Source organism: Paenibacillus sp. LjRoot56 (genome assembly GCF_964253335.1).
GTDB classification, from domain to species: domain Bacteria; phylum Bacillota; class Bacilli; order Paenibacillales; family NBRC-103111; genus Paenibacillus_E; species Paenibacillus_E allorhizoplanae.
Genome location: NZ_CAXURV020000001.1, coordinates 2527456 through 2541669, shown reverse-complemented (window position 1 = coordinate 2541669; position 14214 = coordinate 2527456). Strand labels below are relative to the sequence as shown.

Annotated in this window: 10 protein-coding genes; 2 read left to right on the top strand and 8 right to left on the bottom strand. The window is 45.1% G+C overall.

Features of this window, described 5'->3' with window-relative positions:
• Positions 1–21: 21 nt before the first annotated feature.
• The 4 genes from ACSQ8O_RS11340 to ACSQ8O_RS11325 all read right to left on the bottom strand — a co-directional run bounded on the left by ACSQ8O_RS11340 (position 22) and on the right by ACSQ8O_RS11325 (position 9073).
• The gene (locus ACSQ8O_RS11340) at positions 22–1155 is read right to left on the bottom strand and encodes a Gfo/Idh/MocA family protein (protein WP_436241648.1); all 1134 of its coding nucleotides are present in this window, start codon (positions 1153–1155) and stop codon (positions 22–24) included.
• The gene (locus ACSQ8O_RS11335) at positions 1152–2162 is read right to left on the bottom strand and encodes a zinc-dependent alcohol dehydrogenase (protein ID WP_436241647.1); all 1011 of its coding nucleotides are present in this window, start codon (positions 2160–2162) and stop codon (positions 1152–1154) included. The genes ACSQ8O_RS11340 and ACSQ8O_RS11335 overlap by 4 nt, the downstream gene beginning before the upstream one ends.
• A gap of 211 nt (positions 2163–2373) precedes the next feature.
• On the bottom strand, positions 2374–6846 hold the full coding sequence (locus ACSQ8O_RS11330; RefSeq protein ID WP_436241646.1) for an S-layer homology domain-containing protein: 4473 nt from the start codon (positions 6844–6846) through the stop codon (positions 2374–2376).
• A 361-nt stretch (positions 6847–7207) separates the two neighbouring features.
• Positions 7208–9073 carry an ADP-ribosylglycohydrolase family protein gene (locus tag ACSQ8O_RS11325; protein WP_436241645.1) on the bottom strand — a complete coding sequence of 622 codons (1866 nt, stop codon included), beginning with the start codon at positions 9071–9073 and terminating at the stop codon, positions 7208–7210.
• 118 nt (positions 9074–9191) lie between these two features.
• Between ACSQ8O_RS11325 and ACSQ8O_RS11320 the strand changes: the two genes are divergently transcribed.
• Positions 9192–10082: an AraC family transcriptional regulator gene (locus ACSQ8O_RS11320; RefSeq protein ID WP_436241644.1), complete on the top strand. Its 891-nt coding sequence runs from the start codon at positions 9192–9194 to the stop codon at positions 10080–10082.
• Positions 10083–10193: 111 nt separating this feature from the next.
• Positions 10194–10325 carry a hypothetical protein gene (locus ACSQ8O_RS11315; RefSeq protein WP_436241643.1) on the top strand — a complete coding sequence of 44 codons (132 nt, stop codon included), beginning with the start codon at positions 10194–10196 and terminating at the stop codon, positions 10323–10325.
• A gap of 128 nt (positions 10326–10453) precedes the next feature.
• Here ACSQ8O_RS11315 and ACSQ8O_RS11310 read toward each other — a convergent pair whose 3' ends face one another.
• The 4 genes from ACSQ8O_RS11310 to ACSQ8O_RS11295 are packed head-to-tail and all read right to left on the bottom strand — an operon-like array spanning position 10454 to position 14207.
• Entirely contained in the window at positions 10454–10996 is a 543-nt protein-coding gene (locus ACSQ8O_RS11310; RefSeq protein WP_436241642.1) for a DUF1003 domain-containing protein, read from the bottom strand.
• A gap of 30 nt (positions 10997–11026) precedes the next feature.
• A complete protein-coding gene (locus ACSQ8O_RS11305; protein ID WP_436241641.1) occupies positions 11027–11842 on the bottom strand; it encodes a PPK2 family polyphosphate kinase in 816 nt (271 codons plus the stop codon).
• Between the two features lie 23 nt (positions 11843–11865).
• Positions 11866–13002 carry a glucose-1-phosphate adenylyltransferase subunit GlgD gene (gene glgD, locus ACSQ8O_RS11300; protein ID WP_436241640.1) on the bottom strand — a complete coding sequence of 379 codons (1137 nt, stop codon included), beginning with the start codon at positions 13000–13002 and terminating at the stop codon, positions 11866–11868.
• A gap of 23 nt (positions 13003–13025) precedes the next feature.
• Positions 13026–14207 (bottom strand): glucose-1-phosphate adenylyltransferase, encoded by a 1182-nt coding sequence (locus ACSQ8O_RS11295; protein ID WP_436241639.1) that lies wholly within the window; start codon positions 14205–14207, stop codon positions 13026–13028.
• Between the last annotated feature and the right edge of the window lie 7 nt (positions 14208–14214).

The window sequence follows — 14214 nt, the reverse complement described above, 5'->3', positions numbered from 1 at the left end:
GCGAAATGATTGATGAATGTCTCAATATTTAATTTTAAGCCGTGCTCCGTTTGACGCCGACTTTGCGATCGCATCCAGCACCACTTGATTCCGATAGCCATCCTCGAAGCTTGGGGACGGATTCACATCTGTTGAAATGCCTTGCATAAACGCATGCATCAGATTAATAAACGTATGTTCATAGCCAATACCATGGCCAGCAGGCCAATAGGCCCCAGCATACGGGTGTACGCTTTCCGTACAATGAATCGTTCTAAAGCCTTGCATGCCGAATACATCATTGTCCAAGTATAACTGAAGGGTATTCATATTTTCCATATCCCAGCGTAAAGAACCTTTGGAACCATTGATTTCAAGGCGATTCCCATTGCGGTTTCCCTTGCCAAATCGCGATGCTTCGAATACGCCAAAGGCGCCATTCTCAAACTTAGCCAAAGCCGCAACAGCATCGTCTACATCTACGTCTGCCATAGTTGGTTTGCCCTCTACAAGCCTCTTCTTGACAAACGTTTCCATCATGCCAGTAACTTCCTTAATTTCACCTACCAGAAATCGAGCCAAATCAATAGAATGAGCCATAAGGTCACCTAAAGTTCCTGAGCCGCATATGTCTTTCTTTAGACGCCAAACAAGAGGGAAATCTGCATCCATGAGCCAATCTTGCAAGTATTGTGCTCTCACATGATAGATGTCCCCTATAACTCCCTCATCAATTAGCTTTTTGGCATATTGGATAGCAGGTGCGAACCGGTAATTATGCGAGATCATATGGATCACGCCGGCTTTTTGAGCGGCTTTCCACATGGTGAAAGCTTGCTCTTTATGCATAGCGAGTGGCTTTTCACAGATGATATGCTTCCCCGCTTGAGCCGCAGCTATGGCGATTTCCGCATGCAAATGATTCGGGGTACCGATATCTATGATATCAATATCATCCCTCTCTATCAGACGACGCCAATCGGTTTCATACGATAACCATCCAAATTTATCAGCCGCTCGTTTAACATTGGCTTCATCACGACCAACGATCGTTTGAAGTACAGGGTCGATATCTGTATCAAAATAGAAAGGAAGATCCCGGTAGGCATGACTATGAGCTTTGCCCATAAATTTGTAGCCGATCATGCCAACGCGAACTTTTCTTTTCAGACTCATGACTCGCTCCAGTCAAATAAAACACCGCTGTACTGATCCTTATTCAATCGAAGACCCTCATAAGCTTTCTTAGCTTCCTCTGGCTTCAACACATGGCTAATTAAAGGGTCAATCTGCAACCGTTTCTGCTTCATCATCTCGAATATGATGCTCGAGTTTCTGACCAACGAATGTTTGACAAACTCGTTAGCCTCAATTGGATAACGCCATTCATGCGCTCCCTTAAATGTAATGCAGCCCCTGCCATACAGATGACAGTAATTCAGAACATCCGTTACATCCGTGTTATATTCACCGCGAGGACTGCCTAAGAAAATGATTTCGCCTAATTTGGCGATATAGGGGAGGCTCTGGATCGCTACTTGCGGGACCCCCGTAGCTTCAATATGCGTAGAAACTCCTTTTCCATGGGTAATATCGGCGATTTGTTCCTTCACACTGTCTTGTCCACCATTCAAACCATAGATAACACCACACTGCTCGGCTATTCGAAGCCGCTCCGCAGATAAATCGATACCAATCACCGTAGCGCCCTGAGCCTGTGCCAGTTGAGCGGCCATATTTCCGATAAGTCCAAGCCCCGTTACGCTAACATAATCCCCAAATTCAATATTCGAAACACGAATCGCCGTCGTTGCCACGGTTGCCATGCGAGTAAAAGGTACCCATTTCAAATCTAAATTCTCCGGAACTTTAAGGAAAGTCCCCCTTATGGAAACAACCTCATATTTGGAATGGGTTCCATAATGAAAAACAATATCGCCGGATGTAAACCCCGTCACGCCTGTCCCTACTTCAACGATTTCACTTACAGCCGCATAACCTGGAATCCCAGGCATCTGGAACCAAGCTTCATTCCCCGACAACATGGCCAGTTCAGTTCCCGGACTGATTAAGGTATACAGCTTCTTAACGAGTACCTCCTCTACGCCAATTTGCTCAGAGAAGTTCTCTTCCACCGTTTCAACACGCCACGGACTTAGAAATACTACTTTTTTGTTGATCATCGCATTGATACACTCCTTTATATTGATCTCATTTTCAATATAAATGTTTTTACCTGGAGCGTCTTTGACGTAAAACATGATTTTTTATCAAAAAACACGAAACCCAAAATAGGGTTCCGTGTTCTTGTTGTTGCGACATTCTTCAGAAAGAATATCACGCTGGTTAAACGCATTGACGACATCGATGATCCAAAGCATGAAAAAGCTTGTCTTACGGATTGATCAACCCGGCCTGCTGCAGAAGACGTTGCGACATGACAGCAACTTCTGCTCGTGTCAATTGCCCTTTCGGCGCTAACGTGCTGTCCGTTCGGCCAGCAACTATGCCTCCCTGTAAACAGATGGCTATGCTTCTTTGCGCCCATTCCGATACCTGATCGGCATCCTGATACTTGGTAAGAAGTGCTGCGTCCGATACGTTCTCCTTCATGCTTGTTAATTTCATCGCATTAGCCATGATCATCATCGCCTGTTCCCTGTCGATGGTATACGTCGACCGGAAAGTGCCGTCCTCATACCCTCCAATAAGATGGTAGGCAGAGGCAGTTTGAATCGCATCATGATACCACTCCGCAGGGGTCACATCAACGAATCGGCCGCTACCATTTTGTGGCTTCAATCCTAGCGCTCGAACGATAATAGCGGTGAACTCCGCTCGTGTAATGTCATGATCCGGGTTAAAGTGAGTATCGTCCTGCCCTTGAATAATCATTCTGGCTGCCAAATTATTCACTTCTTTTTTCGCCCAGTGATTTTGAACGTCTCCAAACTCGATACGGTGTGAGATCAGAAAGTAGACGCTATTCGTCAAGCTATTTATTTGGGCCCAATATTTCCCGTCTACTTTCACTATCTTGGTCGGTACGTGCCGTAAGGTTCCGTCTTGGTCGATCACGACTGCTGTCGTGATTTGCCACACATCGGCTTGATCTTCGATAGGCAGCATTCTTTCTACATAATTGCTGAACTGAGAAATCTCTATAGTTTGGCCCTTATAGCTAGCAGTCACTTTGAAATCAACTGGCGAAGATTTCAGTTCCAGCTCATTAGTGGAAAGCGTATTCTTTACAAGCTGCACCATATCCTCATTTGGTTTCACAATTTCAATCTGGATTGTAATATCTTGAAACTCCACATTTTCGCCAAACTGACTCTGTAAACTTTCAACTTGAATCTGCTTTGCTGGTAAAGTATACCTAGCTGCATCGGTTTGTAATTCTAGCACAGCATTCTTTTGCTCCATGCTTTTAATCATTTGTCCGGTCAGTTTACCTATGAACGCGTCTGTTGTACCCGAAGTCGACAAAATAATATGACTACCCTCTCCACCTGTGGATAAAAGTTGCTCCAGCTTTTGAGCATCCACGGTATAGGTGGTTGTGGATTTGCCTCCTAGTTCATCTTTGACTGTGGAGCCCAACACACCTGTTTGTGAGGTAACAGGAGCTTGTTCCGATGGTGTACTAGATTGATCGCCATCCCCACTACTTGACTGTTCTTCCGTATACGGAACCGCACTTACTTCTTGCGATGCTTCGCTGACTCCACCCGGATTTACAGCTTTAACGGTAAAATAGTACTTCGTATCATTGATCAAGTTCACGACATCATACGTATATACGGAGCCACTTACAGTTGCAAGTTCGCTTCCATATTCACCTGAATTCGTGCTGACAAAGATCTGATAATTCGTCACATGATCCATCGGGTCCCAGCTGAGACTTACTTGCCTATTGCTAGCAACTGGAGGTTTAACGGTCGGTGCTCCAGGCGGCGATATTTGTGGTGTTGCACTAACTTCTTGGGATGCTCCACTTAATCCTCCTAGATTGCTGGCCTTTAGAACAAAGTAGTAAGGTGTTCCATTCGTTAAATTCACAACATCATACGCATAAACAGAACCGCTCACGGTTGCAAGTTCATCTTCGTATAAGCCTGAATGATCACTGACATAAATATGATAATTCGTGGCTGAATCCATTGCTTCCCAAGTGAGACGCACTTGGGCATCGCCCGGCAACGCGGACGTTACTTGAGGTACTCCCGGCATTGCTATTTGCGGTGTTGCTAACAGTTCGTTGGAAAAGCCGCTCTCTCTTTCACCACGAACTGCCTTAATGACGAAGTAATAGGTATCGCCGTTATTCAGCCCTTCAACCTTGTAATTGTAAACTTCATTGCTAACCGTTGCTAGCGGGGAACCATATGAACCCGCTGTTGCGCTAGCATAGATGCGGTAATTCGTGGCCCTGTCTACGTTACTCCAGCTCAGATTCGCGTAACCATCTCCGCTTATGACAGATAGCAATTGAGGCTTGTTCAGTTCAGCTACCGTAACCGTTGCCACTTTTTTGAATTCACCATTCGAGGTTTTGGCTTCTATGAAAGCTGTGCCTAAGCCAATTGCACTAACTAGTCCATTTTTATCTACCGCAGCTACATTTTTGTTGCTCGACGACCATAATACTTTATTGTTCGTTGTATTTGCTGGCAGCACCGTTGCTGTCAAGGACTCCGTTTCGCCTGGAAGCAAGGTAAATGCCGTTTTGTTCAAAGAGATAGCTTCAGGAAAAACTTCGGGACCATAGACTTCAAACTCCCACAAGGAATAGCCATACTGCGTAGCCCGTACTGTACCATACATCCTTACGTATCGAGCATCGGTCTGATTAAATGTAATTTTCTCCAATAAACCCTTGCCAGCGGTTGTGCTATACACGTTATTCCAGGTTTGCAGATCATTCGATACCTGAATTTGATAGCTTTTTGCGTAAGCAGCCTCCCAGTAAAGCCGGACTTCATTAATGGATTTAATAGTTCCCAAATCAACATAAACCCAGCCTGGATCGACGGCTCTTTTGGAACCGAACCGGGTCGACATATCTCCGTCAAAAGCCCAAGGCGCCGTATCGACCGTACTGTCATTAGAGGAAGCCACCGCTGGCTGATTCAGGGCCAAATTCGTCTGCGGCCGAGGCTCCGGATTCTGTACCGGTTTAATGGTGATATCGCTATAATTATCCTTATTTGCGAAATTCATCTCATATAGACTTGTCGCAGACTGAGCTTTTCCTGGCATATAGACGTTTTCAAACGTGATTCCGCTTATAGGCGCATCGGGCAGCCCTTTTATTTTGGCAACACCCTCGCCAGCATCGCGCACAGTAATATTTTTAACCGTAATTCCTGAAATCGGGCCAACACCCGAATTGCTGCCATTTACCGTAAAAAGCGTCATCCAAGCACTGTTATCTTCGTTGAAGCCGCTGATATCCTCGACATCCATATTCTCGAAGGTAACATTGCTCACAGCACCAGTGCCATATTTGTGATGAATGGCAAACCCGACAGCCGCCTTATACACGACGCCATCTCGAAAGACTACATTATTCTGATCCTGCATGACCCCTTGGCCAATTTTGAAGCCGTAGCACAATGTCCAGGAGATTGCATCCTCAAAGAGCACATTACTTACAGGCTGTGGACTGCCGGGCCAAGGTACTTTGCCCGACGCAATATCCGTCGTTTCTTTCCAAGCTTTGGTCGAAAAGGGATCATCCAGGGCAATCCCGATCGCATTTCTCACTACGACATTCTGCGACTCGCACACATCGATCCCGTCATTTTCCCCCATGCCCAAGCTGTTAAAGAACTTCACATTCGTAAAACTTAGGTCATGTGACCGAACTGGCGTAACCGCCCAAGACGCGGATTCTCGGATGATAATTCCATCCATAATGAAATTGGATGTCGCGATAGGCACAACCAGATTGTTAATCATGCCTTTGGCATTGGTTGATTTATCGGCATATAGCGCAGCGCCATTCCCATCTATCGTTCCACGTCCATACATCTTGATGTTCGTCGAATCAAATGCGGTGGAAATCCACCAAGTTGCCGGCCTGCCCATAGAATCTTTGTACCAATGTTCCTTGTAATCGGCTGTCTTTCCCGTTCCTATAAACGCAGCCCCAGGCTGCATATACAAGGCGGTATTGCTTTTCAGCACGAGATTGCCAATATAGTACTGTCCCGCAGGAATGTACACGATTCCTTGAACGCCATTCCCTGCAAGTGTACCGTAGCTGCTAGCATCGTCAATGGCTTGCTGAATAGCTGATGTCCTAGCTGCCACGCCCGTTTGATCCCCGGTTGAGTTAACAAGATAAGGGGCTTGTCCAACGTTAAAAATACCTGTCCCTGTAGATGCAGGCACATCGGTTTCTGCCGGATCAGCCGCAATGACGAGGCGCGTCTTCCTGCTGTTCATCGTAACAATCAAATATTCATCTTTCTGCGTGGTGAACGTCAAGGTTCGACCCACAACGCTGTCCGGTTGAATTCCCAGTTTCTTGGGGCTAATAGAGTAATCGTGAACTTTGTCCGTATTTAGTATCGTAACCTCGAAGGTAACCGGTCCATTGGACATGGAAAAGTTCGCATAATCATAATCGTCAAAAGCTTTGACTACGGGAATATCCACTCCGTTCGCCTTCAGCGTGTAGTTAACGGAAGCCGCATACTTCGCTGGTTGATTATAAGGATATATGACTGCTTTCGACGCTGCTGCATTAATTTCTGGAGTCACTGCTGCCTCCACGCTAGTTGTTAGAGGGTTAAAAAGAAACCCTGCCGTAAAAACAACCGCCATGATCATACTGAAAAATCGATTAATTGTTATCATCTGTTCATTCCCCCCTGTATAGCTTCGCTGACTTTTGCAAGGATGTTAGCGCTACCACTTTTTCATTATAGCAACTGGGTTCTTTGGTTATAATGCGGTAATCTCTATTTCAAGGGCAGATATTTATTGATAATGACGCTCAGCTACAACGTTAATGAAAATAACGAACGCGCTTGGCGTTCAAGTTTCGGATGTTAGCCGCCTGGTCTGGGAATTGCCTTCAAGCCCTCCGCACGCATGCTCGCGGACTACACACTGCCTGTCAGTTTGGACAATAAAAAGATTGCCACTCATCCCGGCCTTCCTGGCAAGGTGATTGGCAATCTTTTTGATCAATGTGACTTGGGCAAATTCACATCATTTATCCCAGTAATATATCCGTATAATAATAGTAAGGACCCGGTGATGTTGTATCGAGAAGGGCCACCGGCAAGATATACACCTCAAGCGGTGAGCCATCGCCCATGGCCTCAACTTCCACAAGATGACTTCCAGCTGCTAGAGTTAACTCCACATACTGTTGATCAGGGGCTCTGTGATACGCTGGCATGAACTCCAACGTTTCTTTGCATGAAATCACCGTCTGACCATTCAACTTCAGCGTTACAGGACTATTCGCTGCTGCAATAAGTCTTAGCTTGCGCTCAATCGGATTAGTAAGCCTTGTTTCCGCCTTATACACGCCTTCTACTTCGACTTTCTCCCACTGTACGCTATTCCCTGGGAAATAGATCACTTCTCCTTCGCTATCTTCGGGCCCCCAGACGATCCATCTGGAAGAGTTGACCATGGCAAATGGTACTTTTTGAATCGACCATATCGCATGGTCATGGATTCGAGTCCAACTAAACGTTAACTCATGACTTACTGCTGCAATCGGTCCAGCTTGGATTTCCGTATCCCACTTGAAGGATTCATCTGGTTGCAAACTAATCTTAACCGTTGTTGGTCCATGCCAACCTGAAGGTAGCTCTAATGCTATATCTCCATCGATCCGGGTCAATGAGCGATTCGTCAGCGTGAACTGCAGTACCTTACTATGTCCTGGACCAATAGCTGGACCATCTGGTCCGAAATCGATGATTAATTCTGCATCCGGGCATCTTTTCGTACCCAGAGGCAGCAAGTAATGATTCGATGTTACTTTTCTCTCCCAAAGTTCCCTTATGGCTTCATCCGCTTCTCCCACTTCCAGCGATTGTTTCCAAGAAGTAGGAAACTCAGGATGCACCAAAATCCCAGTATCCCAAGCTGCGAGAATCTGTTTGCCCATACGGATTGTGCGACGAGTTAATTCGTCCAAATTCTTAGGCGCTGGGAATCCCTTGATTGGGGGGCTGACGACGATGCGGTCACCTACCGGTTTTACCCATTTAGCAGGCAAGCCTTCCGGTCCTACCAGCATGCCCAATATCGCACCCAGCGTTGCTGCTGTACAATCTGTATCGTAACCACAATTGACGGCTTTCAAGATCGCGTCTTCAAAATCTTCCCCATACAACCATCCAAGGATGGTAAAGGCAATATTTTGAGGAGCATCGGTAAAATTATCGCTGCCATGGTGCTCCAGAATGAGTAAGCGCGTTTCAATCCAGCTTTTCCCTTCCTGATGCCACCGAAGCAGATCTTTCAAGGCCTTGGAAGTACGACTATCCTCAGGGATATACTTCATTCCAATCTCGATCAACCGATCCCTGTCTTTCTCAAAGAATATGGCGCTTTCCAACGCAGCGAAAAACATTTCACCATAAACCCCTTCGCCGCCAGCATGATCTACAATCGCATCCTGATACGCATAGTGAGCAGCGATTTCCGGGGCACCTGGAGCTGCCATCGCCCATATTTCGGAACGAATAGGTGAGCCCATACAGTCATTGAATGGATTGTTGAACCAACCAGCAATTGGTGGAAGTAAACCTCTTCTTAAATTCGTCAGCGCATAGCCATATTCATCAAACGGGAAAAAGACATGCTCTAACCATTCCTGTCCAAGCTCAGTTGCGGTCAATCCCGGACCATACTGCTCCAAAGCGTGCAACCACACCAACTGCAGGTCCAGATCGTCATTCTCTAGTGGACCGTCTGGCAGCTCTGGATAAAAGCTCAATTCAAGCAGCTCCTTCTTGCCTTCGACCGGTGCCCCAAGCGTTCCTCCGATATTTTTCCCTAGCCATCCCCCAAATACGATACGATAGTAATCTTGTTCATTTAAAATACTGATAGGCATGTGGAAACCTCCGTTGTTTGATATAATGGACATTGAATTCAGTATAAAAGCGGTTCCATTATAGTGCCATGTACATAGTTTTGTTCTAAAAAGAAAAAACATCAGGAGATGTCATGCCATGCACTACTCTCTTTCTCGATTATCCACATTGGATGTCAAATGGGCAGATCTTTTCGATGCCAATAACCCCCATTTCTTCGGTCAGCATCATAATCCCTTTTATGAGCTTATCGTCATTGCCGACGGAACGGTGCATTTGCAGACTGCAGATGAACGTATGATCTTACACGCCGGGGAGTCGCTTCTTTTGAAGCCTTGGGAAACGCATACCGGTTGGAATCCCCAAGAACGACAAGGGCAATTTTTCTGGGTGCAATTTTCCTGCAATCCTCCCCTTAATGAATTCGTGCTGGATCGAGCCGCTGAGCTTAATATTGTCCATGCCGAACGAACCGAGCTTAGAACCACGGAAAACCTGCATGAAGATTTGCTTGTTATCCCACGTCAGTTTCGTTCTTTGCAACGTTATAAATTGCTCGGCTTGTTTGAAGAGCTAGTCGAGACAATGAAACAACCGACGGGTTATTTTCGTTTTCATGCCACCTTATTACTTGGTGAAATCCTTCGTCTTATGGCCAATGATTTTTTGAAGCAAAGCCAATTGGACACCGCTTTCTCCGCTTCCTACCTTACTTTTCGCAATCTAGTCAATTACTTGAATAATTTTTACGATTCGGACATTTCCAAAGAGACATTAGAACGATTGATGGATCGCAAATACGAATATCTCTGTCAGGTGTTCAAAAAGTATGCCGGAACGAACATCCACAATTATATCCACCAACTCAAAACCCAACGCGCCAAACATCTGCTGCGCACTACAGATAAAAGTGTTCAGGAAATTGCCAGTGAAGTGGGATATCCGGATCCTTTCTACTTCAGCCGTATGTTCAAAAGGATCGAAGGTGTCGCTCCTCTGCATTATCGGAATAAAGAGCCAATGGAGTAGACGGTCAACTGACAAGATGCCGTCCTTATAAAAAAAGTGAAGGATAATTACATCTGACAGGGAAATAGATATGAGGTACATCTGAACCATGAGCGAAATGGAGGAATTTCAATGGAAGATGGTGAGCTCGAAACCATCGTGAATGACACGATCATTGCAACTGGTTTGGATATTGACGATGATGAAGACGACTTGGAGCATCATGAACCTTTTAACCGTGGAACGCGTCATGTTATTAGATAAATAGTAGAACCAAAAAACTCATCTGCTATATGTAGCAAAAGAGTTTTTTGGCTCAAACATAAAAATAAGAAAATAAGATCTGCGATTCCAACGTTCTCTACTTATGTATATATGTAACAAGACACTACTTACCGCCCCTGTTGCTCGATTCTTTTAAGCCTTTGATCCAACCTTTCCAGCAGGACCTTGATCTCCATATTTTCCTGCTCCGCATGATAATTAATGGCGAAGTCAAGGATCGCCTCCTGCTTATCTTTGGAAGCTTGTCGATTCTGACTCATGAGAATGACTGGAGCTTGAAAGGCTGAAATACAAGAAAGGATAAGATTAAGCAGGATGAACGGGGGTTTATCGAAGGCGAAGCTCATGAGATTAATCGACATCCAAATGACTAAGAACAAGCTGAATAGCAAGATAAACGCCCAACTTCCACCGAATGTTGCAATGTCATCAGCAAGCCGATCAGCCCAAGAAGTCTTCTTCTCCTGCTGCTCTATTAAATGGGACTTAATGTTCCCTTTATACGCATTTACGATGGAGGCTATGCGTTCTAATTGGTCATTGTCCAATTTAAAGTTAGGATCATTATCTAATTCATGAAATAACTTTTCCGAAGTGACATCACCTGCGGCTTGAGCCCCTTCCGTCTTATTTCCTATCTCTTTTTCCATCTCCTTGTCCCTTCTTCCCTAAAGCCAATCTTACTGCAAAGTAGCGAGGAGCTTGTCATCAAACTCCTTGTCCGATTCCGGATAAGTTAATTCCATGCTTTCTAACGCTGCCACGGCAATTTGCAGAACTGCCCAGTCCCGATACCAGCGATGGTTAGCAGGGACAATATGCCAAGGTGCTGACTCCGAACTGCAGTGTTTAATTAAATCCTCATAAGCCGCTTGATACTCGTCCCAAGATTCACGTTCAACTAGGTCATTCTTATCGAATTTCCAACGCTTGGTTGGATCCTTGAGTCGATTCCTAAGCTTGGCTAGTTGGAAATCTTGCGATATATGCAAGAAAATCTTTACTATTTTTACACCACTGCTCTCCAGCAGTTTCTCAAAATGTTTGATATGCTTGAACCGTTGTTTGGTTTCCGAATCGTCGATTGAACGATGTACACGAGTGATTAATACATCTTCATAGTAAGACCGAATAAAAGCTCCGATCATACCTTTGGCAGGGGTTGCCTTATGTGCACGCCATAGAAAATCATGGGATGCCTCTTCTTCTGTTGGCGTTCGGAAACTCGTTGCTTGGAATCCTTGTGGATGCAGGCTTCCTAACGCATGCTTCACGACACCATCTTTTCCACTGCAGTCCATACCTTGAATGACGAACAAAACGGACCGCTTCTTTTCTGCATAAAGCATATTTTGAAGAGCTTCCAATCGTTCCCTTAAACGTGCCATATTCGGCTCGATGTCATCTCTTTCATGATGAGCATTTGTATCGTTTGGATCTATGCTCGATAAATGTACTTTTTTACCGGGTTGCCAGCGGAAATCGTTGTTAGGCATACTTGACCTCCTCTACCATGTTGTCATGTAGTGGTGAAATCACCCATTTTCTCTGCTACAAAGGGGTGGGCGAACTCGCCGCGTAAGATAGTTCCTTGTTCCACAACAACTTGCTTGTCCAAAATAACATGATCCAAATAGGCGTTCGCTTCGATCGCGCACTGATGCATCACGATACTATTTTTGATACTTACACCACGATTCACCTTCACCCCTGGAAACAAAATACTATTTTCCACATAGCCTTCAATGCTGCAGCCATGAGCGATGAATGAGTTACGAATCAACGCTTGGTCATGATATGCCGTTTCCAGTTCTTCTTCCTGTCTTGTATAGACAGATTCATGGTTAATCATAAATTCATGCCATCCATGCGGTTGCAGAAGGTGCATACTATGGGCATAGTAACTATCGATCGAATCCATAATTGCCACATATCCATGATTGGCATAACCTTGAACTTGAATATCGGCTAAGTGGTTCCATATGACTTCTTTCAGATACCTCTCACTGCCAAGCATCATACTTTGCTCGATCAGCTCAATGAGCAAACTTCGTTTGATCACCATTGTATCCAAATCGATATTTTGCGGTTTTAAACTTGGCAACGCATGGTAGGTTGGCGTAACCCGGACGACTCTGCCCTGATCGCTCATTTCCAAGTTATAGGCATGACCAATATGTGCATGGCGATCCATCTCCGTTAAATGCTTATAGAGAATCGTAATATCAGCGTCGTTGCCCAGATGGTAATCGATCATATTTTCAAAATTCATATGGTAAATTACACTGCTTGGGGCAAGCAGCATATACGTTTCGGTGCAATTTTTCAATAAATCAAGATGACTGTATAGATGAAATAGATCTCCACGCACATCCTTAGCGAGATAACTAGGAGGGAGCACCGTTACACCGCCTTCCGCGGTCGTATCTAAGCCCCAATGATGCCCGTCACCCACATGTTCGAGCAAGGAGTCCGCTTTGTCATTTGACAATAGCATAACCCTCTGAATACCTGAATTGCTCATATTGGAGAGCGCAAAGTCGACCATCCGATAACGACCAGCAAAAGGAACGGCACCTACACATCGATTGCGTGTAAGTGTAGATAAGTCATCCTGTTCATTCATCAAATTGATCATTCCAAGAACATCCTTCATCGTACACTCCTCCTTGTCTTGGATTACCCAAAGTATACCTGATTGGTCAGCTTGGCCGGAATTACAGCTGGATATTGGCGTCTTACCGTTGTTCTCTCAGCAATTGTCGTGATCTCTAACGCGTCTAACTGACCTACAACAGCTCCATCTTTAATAATAGCGCCCTCTCCGATAATCGCATTACTGATGAGTGCATTTTTGCCAATTTGCACACCTGGCATGATGACACTATTGAGTATTCTGCTATTTTCCCCAACCCGCACGTTATCAAATATCACGGAATGACTAACATTTCCATAGATCGTCGAGCCATCACCGATAACCGCATTATTTACTCTAGCCGTTAAGGCAACGTGCGTCTTCGACAGTTTCTTTGTTTTGGTCAGTACAGGCCACGTTTCTTCTTCCAATTGCAACTTCGGCGTATATCCCAGTAAATCCATATGAGATTCCCAAAGGCTATGAATCGTACCCACATCTTTCCAATATCCATCAAAAGGATACGCTGATAAATGGGCACCTCCAGCTAGTAATCCAGGAATGATATTGTGTCCAAAATCATGTTCCGAAGCCTGATCTTTCGCATCTTTTTCCAATGATGAACGAAGAACATCCCAATTGAACAAGTACACTCCCATGGAAGCGAGATTACTAGCGGGCTTCAGTGGTTTCTCTTCAAAAGCTGTAACCCGGTCGTTTTCATCCGTGCTCATAATGCCAAACCGACTTGCTTCCTCCCATTTCACAGGTGTCACGGATATGGTAACATCCGCACCAGATGCCTTGTGATGCTCGATCATCGCGCGGTAATCCATGCTGTAGATATGGTCGCTGGAAATAATTAAGACATAGCTTGGATTCTGTTCCCGGAGGAAAGCCAGATTCTGATAAATGGCATCTGCTGTCCCCGAGTACGCATTGGGCGCACCAACTTGTCTTTCAAATAGAGAGATACCCCCTCTATCACTCTTCATCCCCCATGCTTCCCCGCTTCCGATATGAGCATTCAGAACAGCAGGTTTGTACTGCGTCAATACACCCACCGTGTCAATGCCCGAATGGTGACAATTGCTTAAAGAAAAGTCAATGATTCTATATTTCCCACCAAAATGGACAGCTGGCTTTGCAATATTTTTCGTCAACGGACTAAGTCTACTGCCCTCACCACCTGCTAAAAGCATAGCTATGCATTCCTGTTTCTTCACCTTAATC

Coding starts and splice junctions, on each gene's coding strand:
- ACSQ8O_RS11340 (WP_436241648.1), bottom strand. CDS start 1,155: ATGAGTCTGAAAAGAAAAGTTCGCGTTGGCATGATCGGCTACAAATTT.
- ACSQ8O_RS11335 (WP_436241647.1), bottom strand. CDS start 2,162: ATGATCAACAAAAAAGTAGTATTTCTAAGTCCGTGGCGTGTTGAAACG.
- ACSQ8O_RS11330 (WP_436241646.1), bottom strand. CDS start 6,846: ATGATAACAATTAATCGATTTTTCAGTATGATCATGGCGGTTGTTTTT.
- ACSQ8O_RS11325 (WP_436241645.1), bottom strand. CDS start 9,073: ATGCCTATCAGTATTTTAAATGAACAAGATTACTATCGTATCGTATTT.
- ACSQ8O_RS11320 (WP_436241644.1), top strand. CDS start 9,192: ATGCACTACTCTCTTTCTCGATTATCCACATTGGATGTCAAATGGGCA.
- ACSQ8O_RS11315 (WP_436241643.1), top strand. CDS start 10,194: ATGGAAGATGGTGAGCTCGAAACCATCGTGAATGACACGATCATTGCA.
- ACSQ8O_RS11310 (WP_436241642.1), bottom strand. CDS start 10,996: ATGGAAAAAGAGATAGGAAATAAGACGGAAGGGGCTCAAGCCGCAGGT.
- ACSQ8O_RS11305 (WP_436241641.1), bottom strand. CDS start 11,842: ATGCCTAACAACGATTTCCGCTGGCAACCCGGTAAAAAAGTACATTTA.
- glgD (WP_436241640.1), bottom strand. CDS start 13,002: ATGAAGGATGTTCTTGGAATGATCAATTTGATGAATGAACAGGATGAC.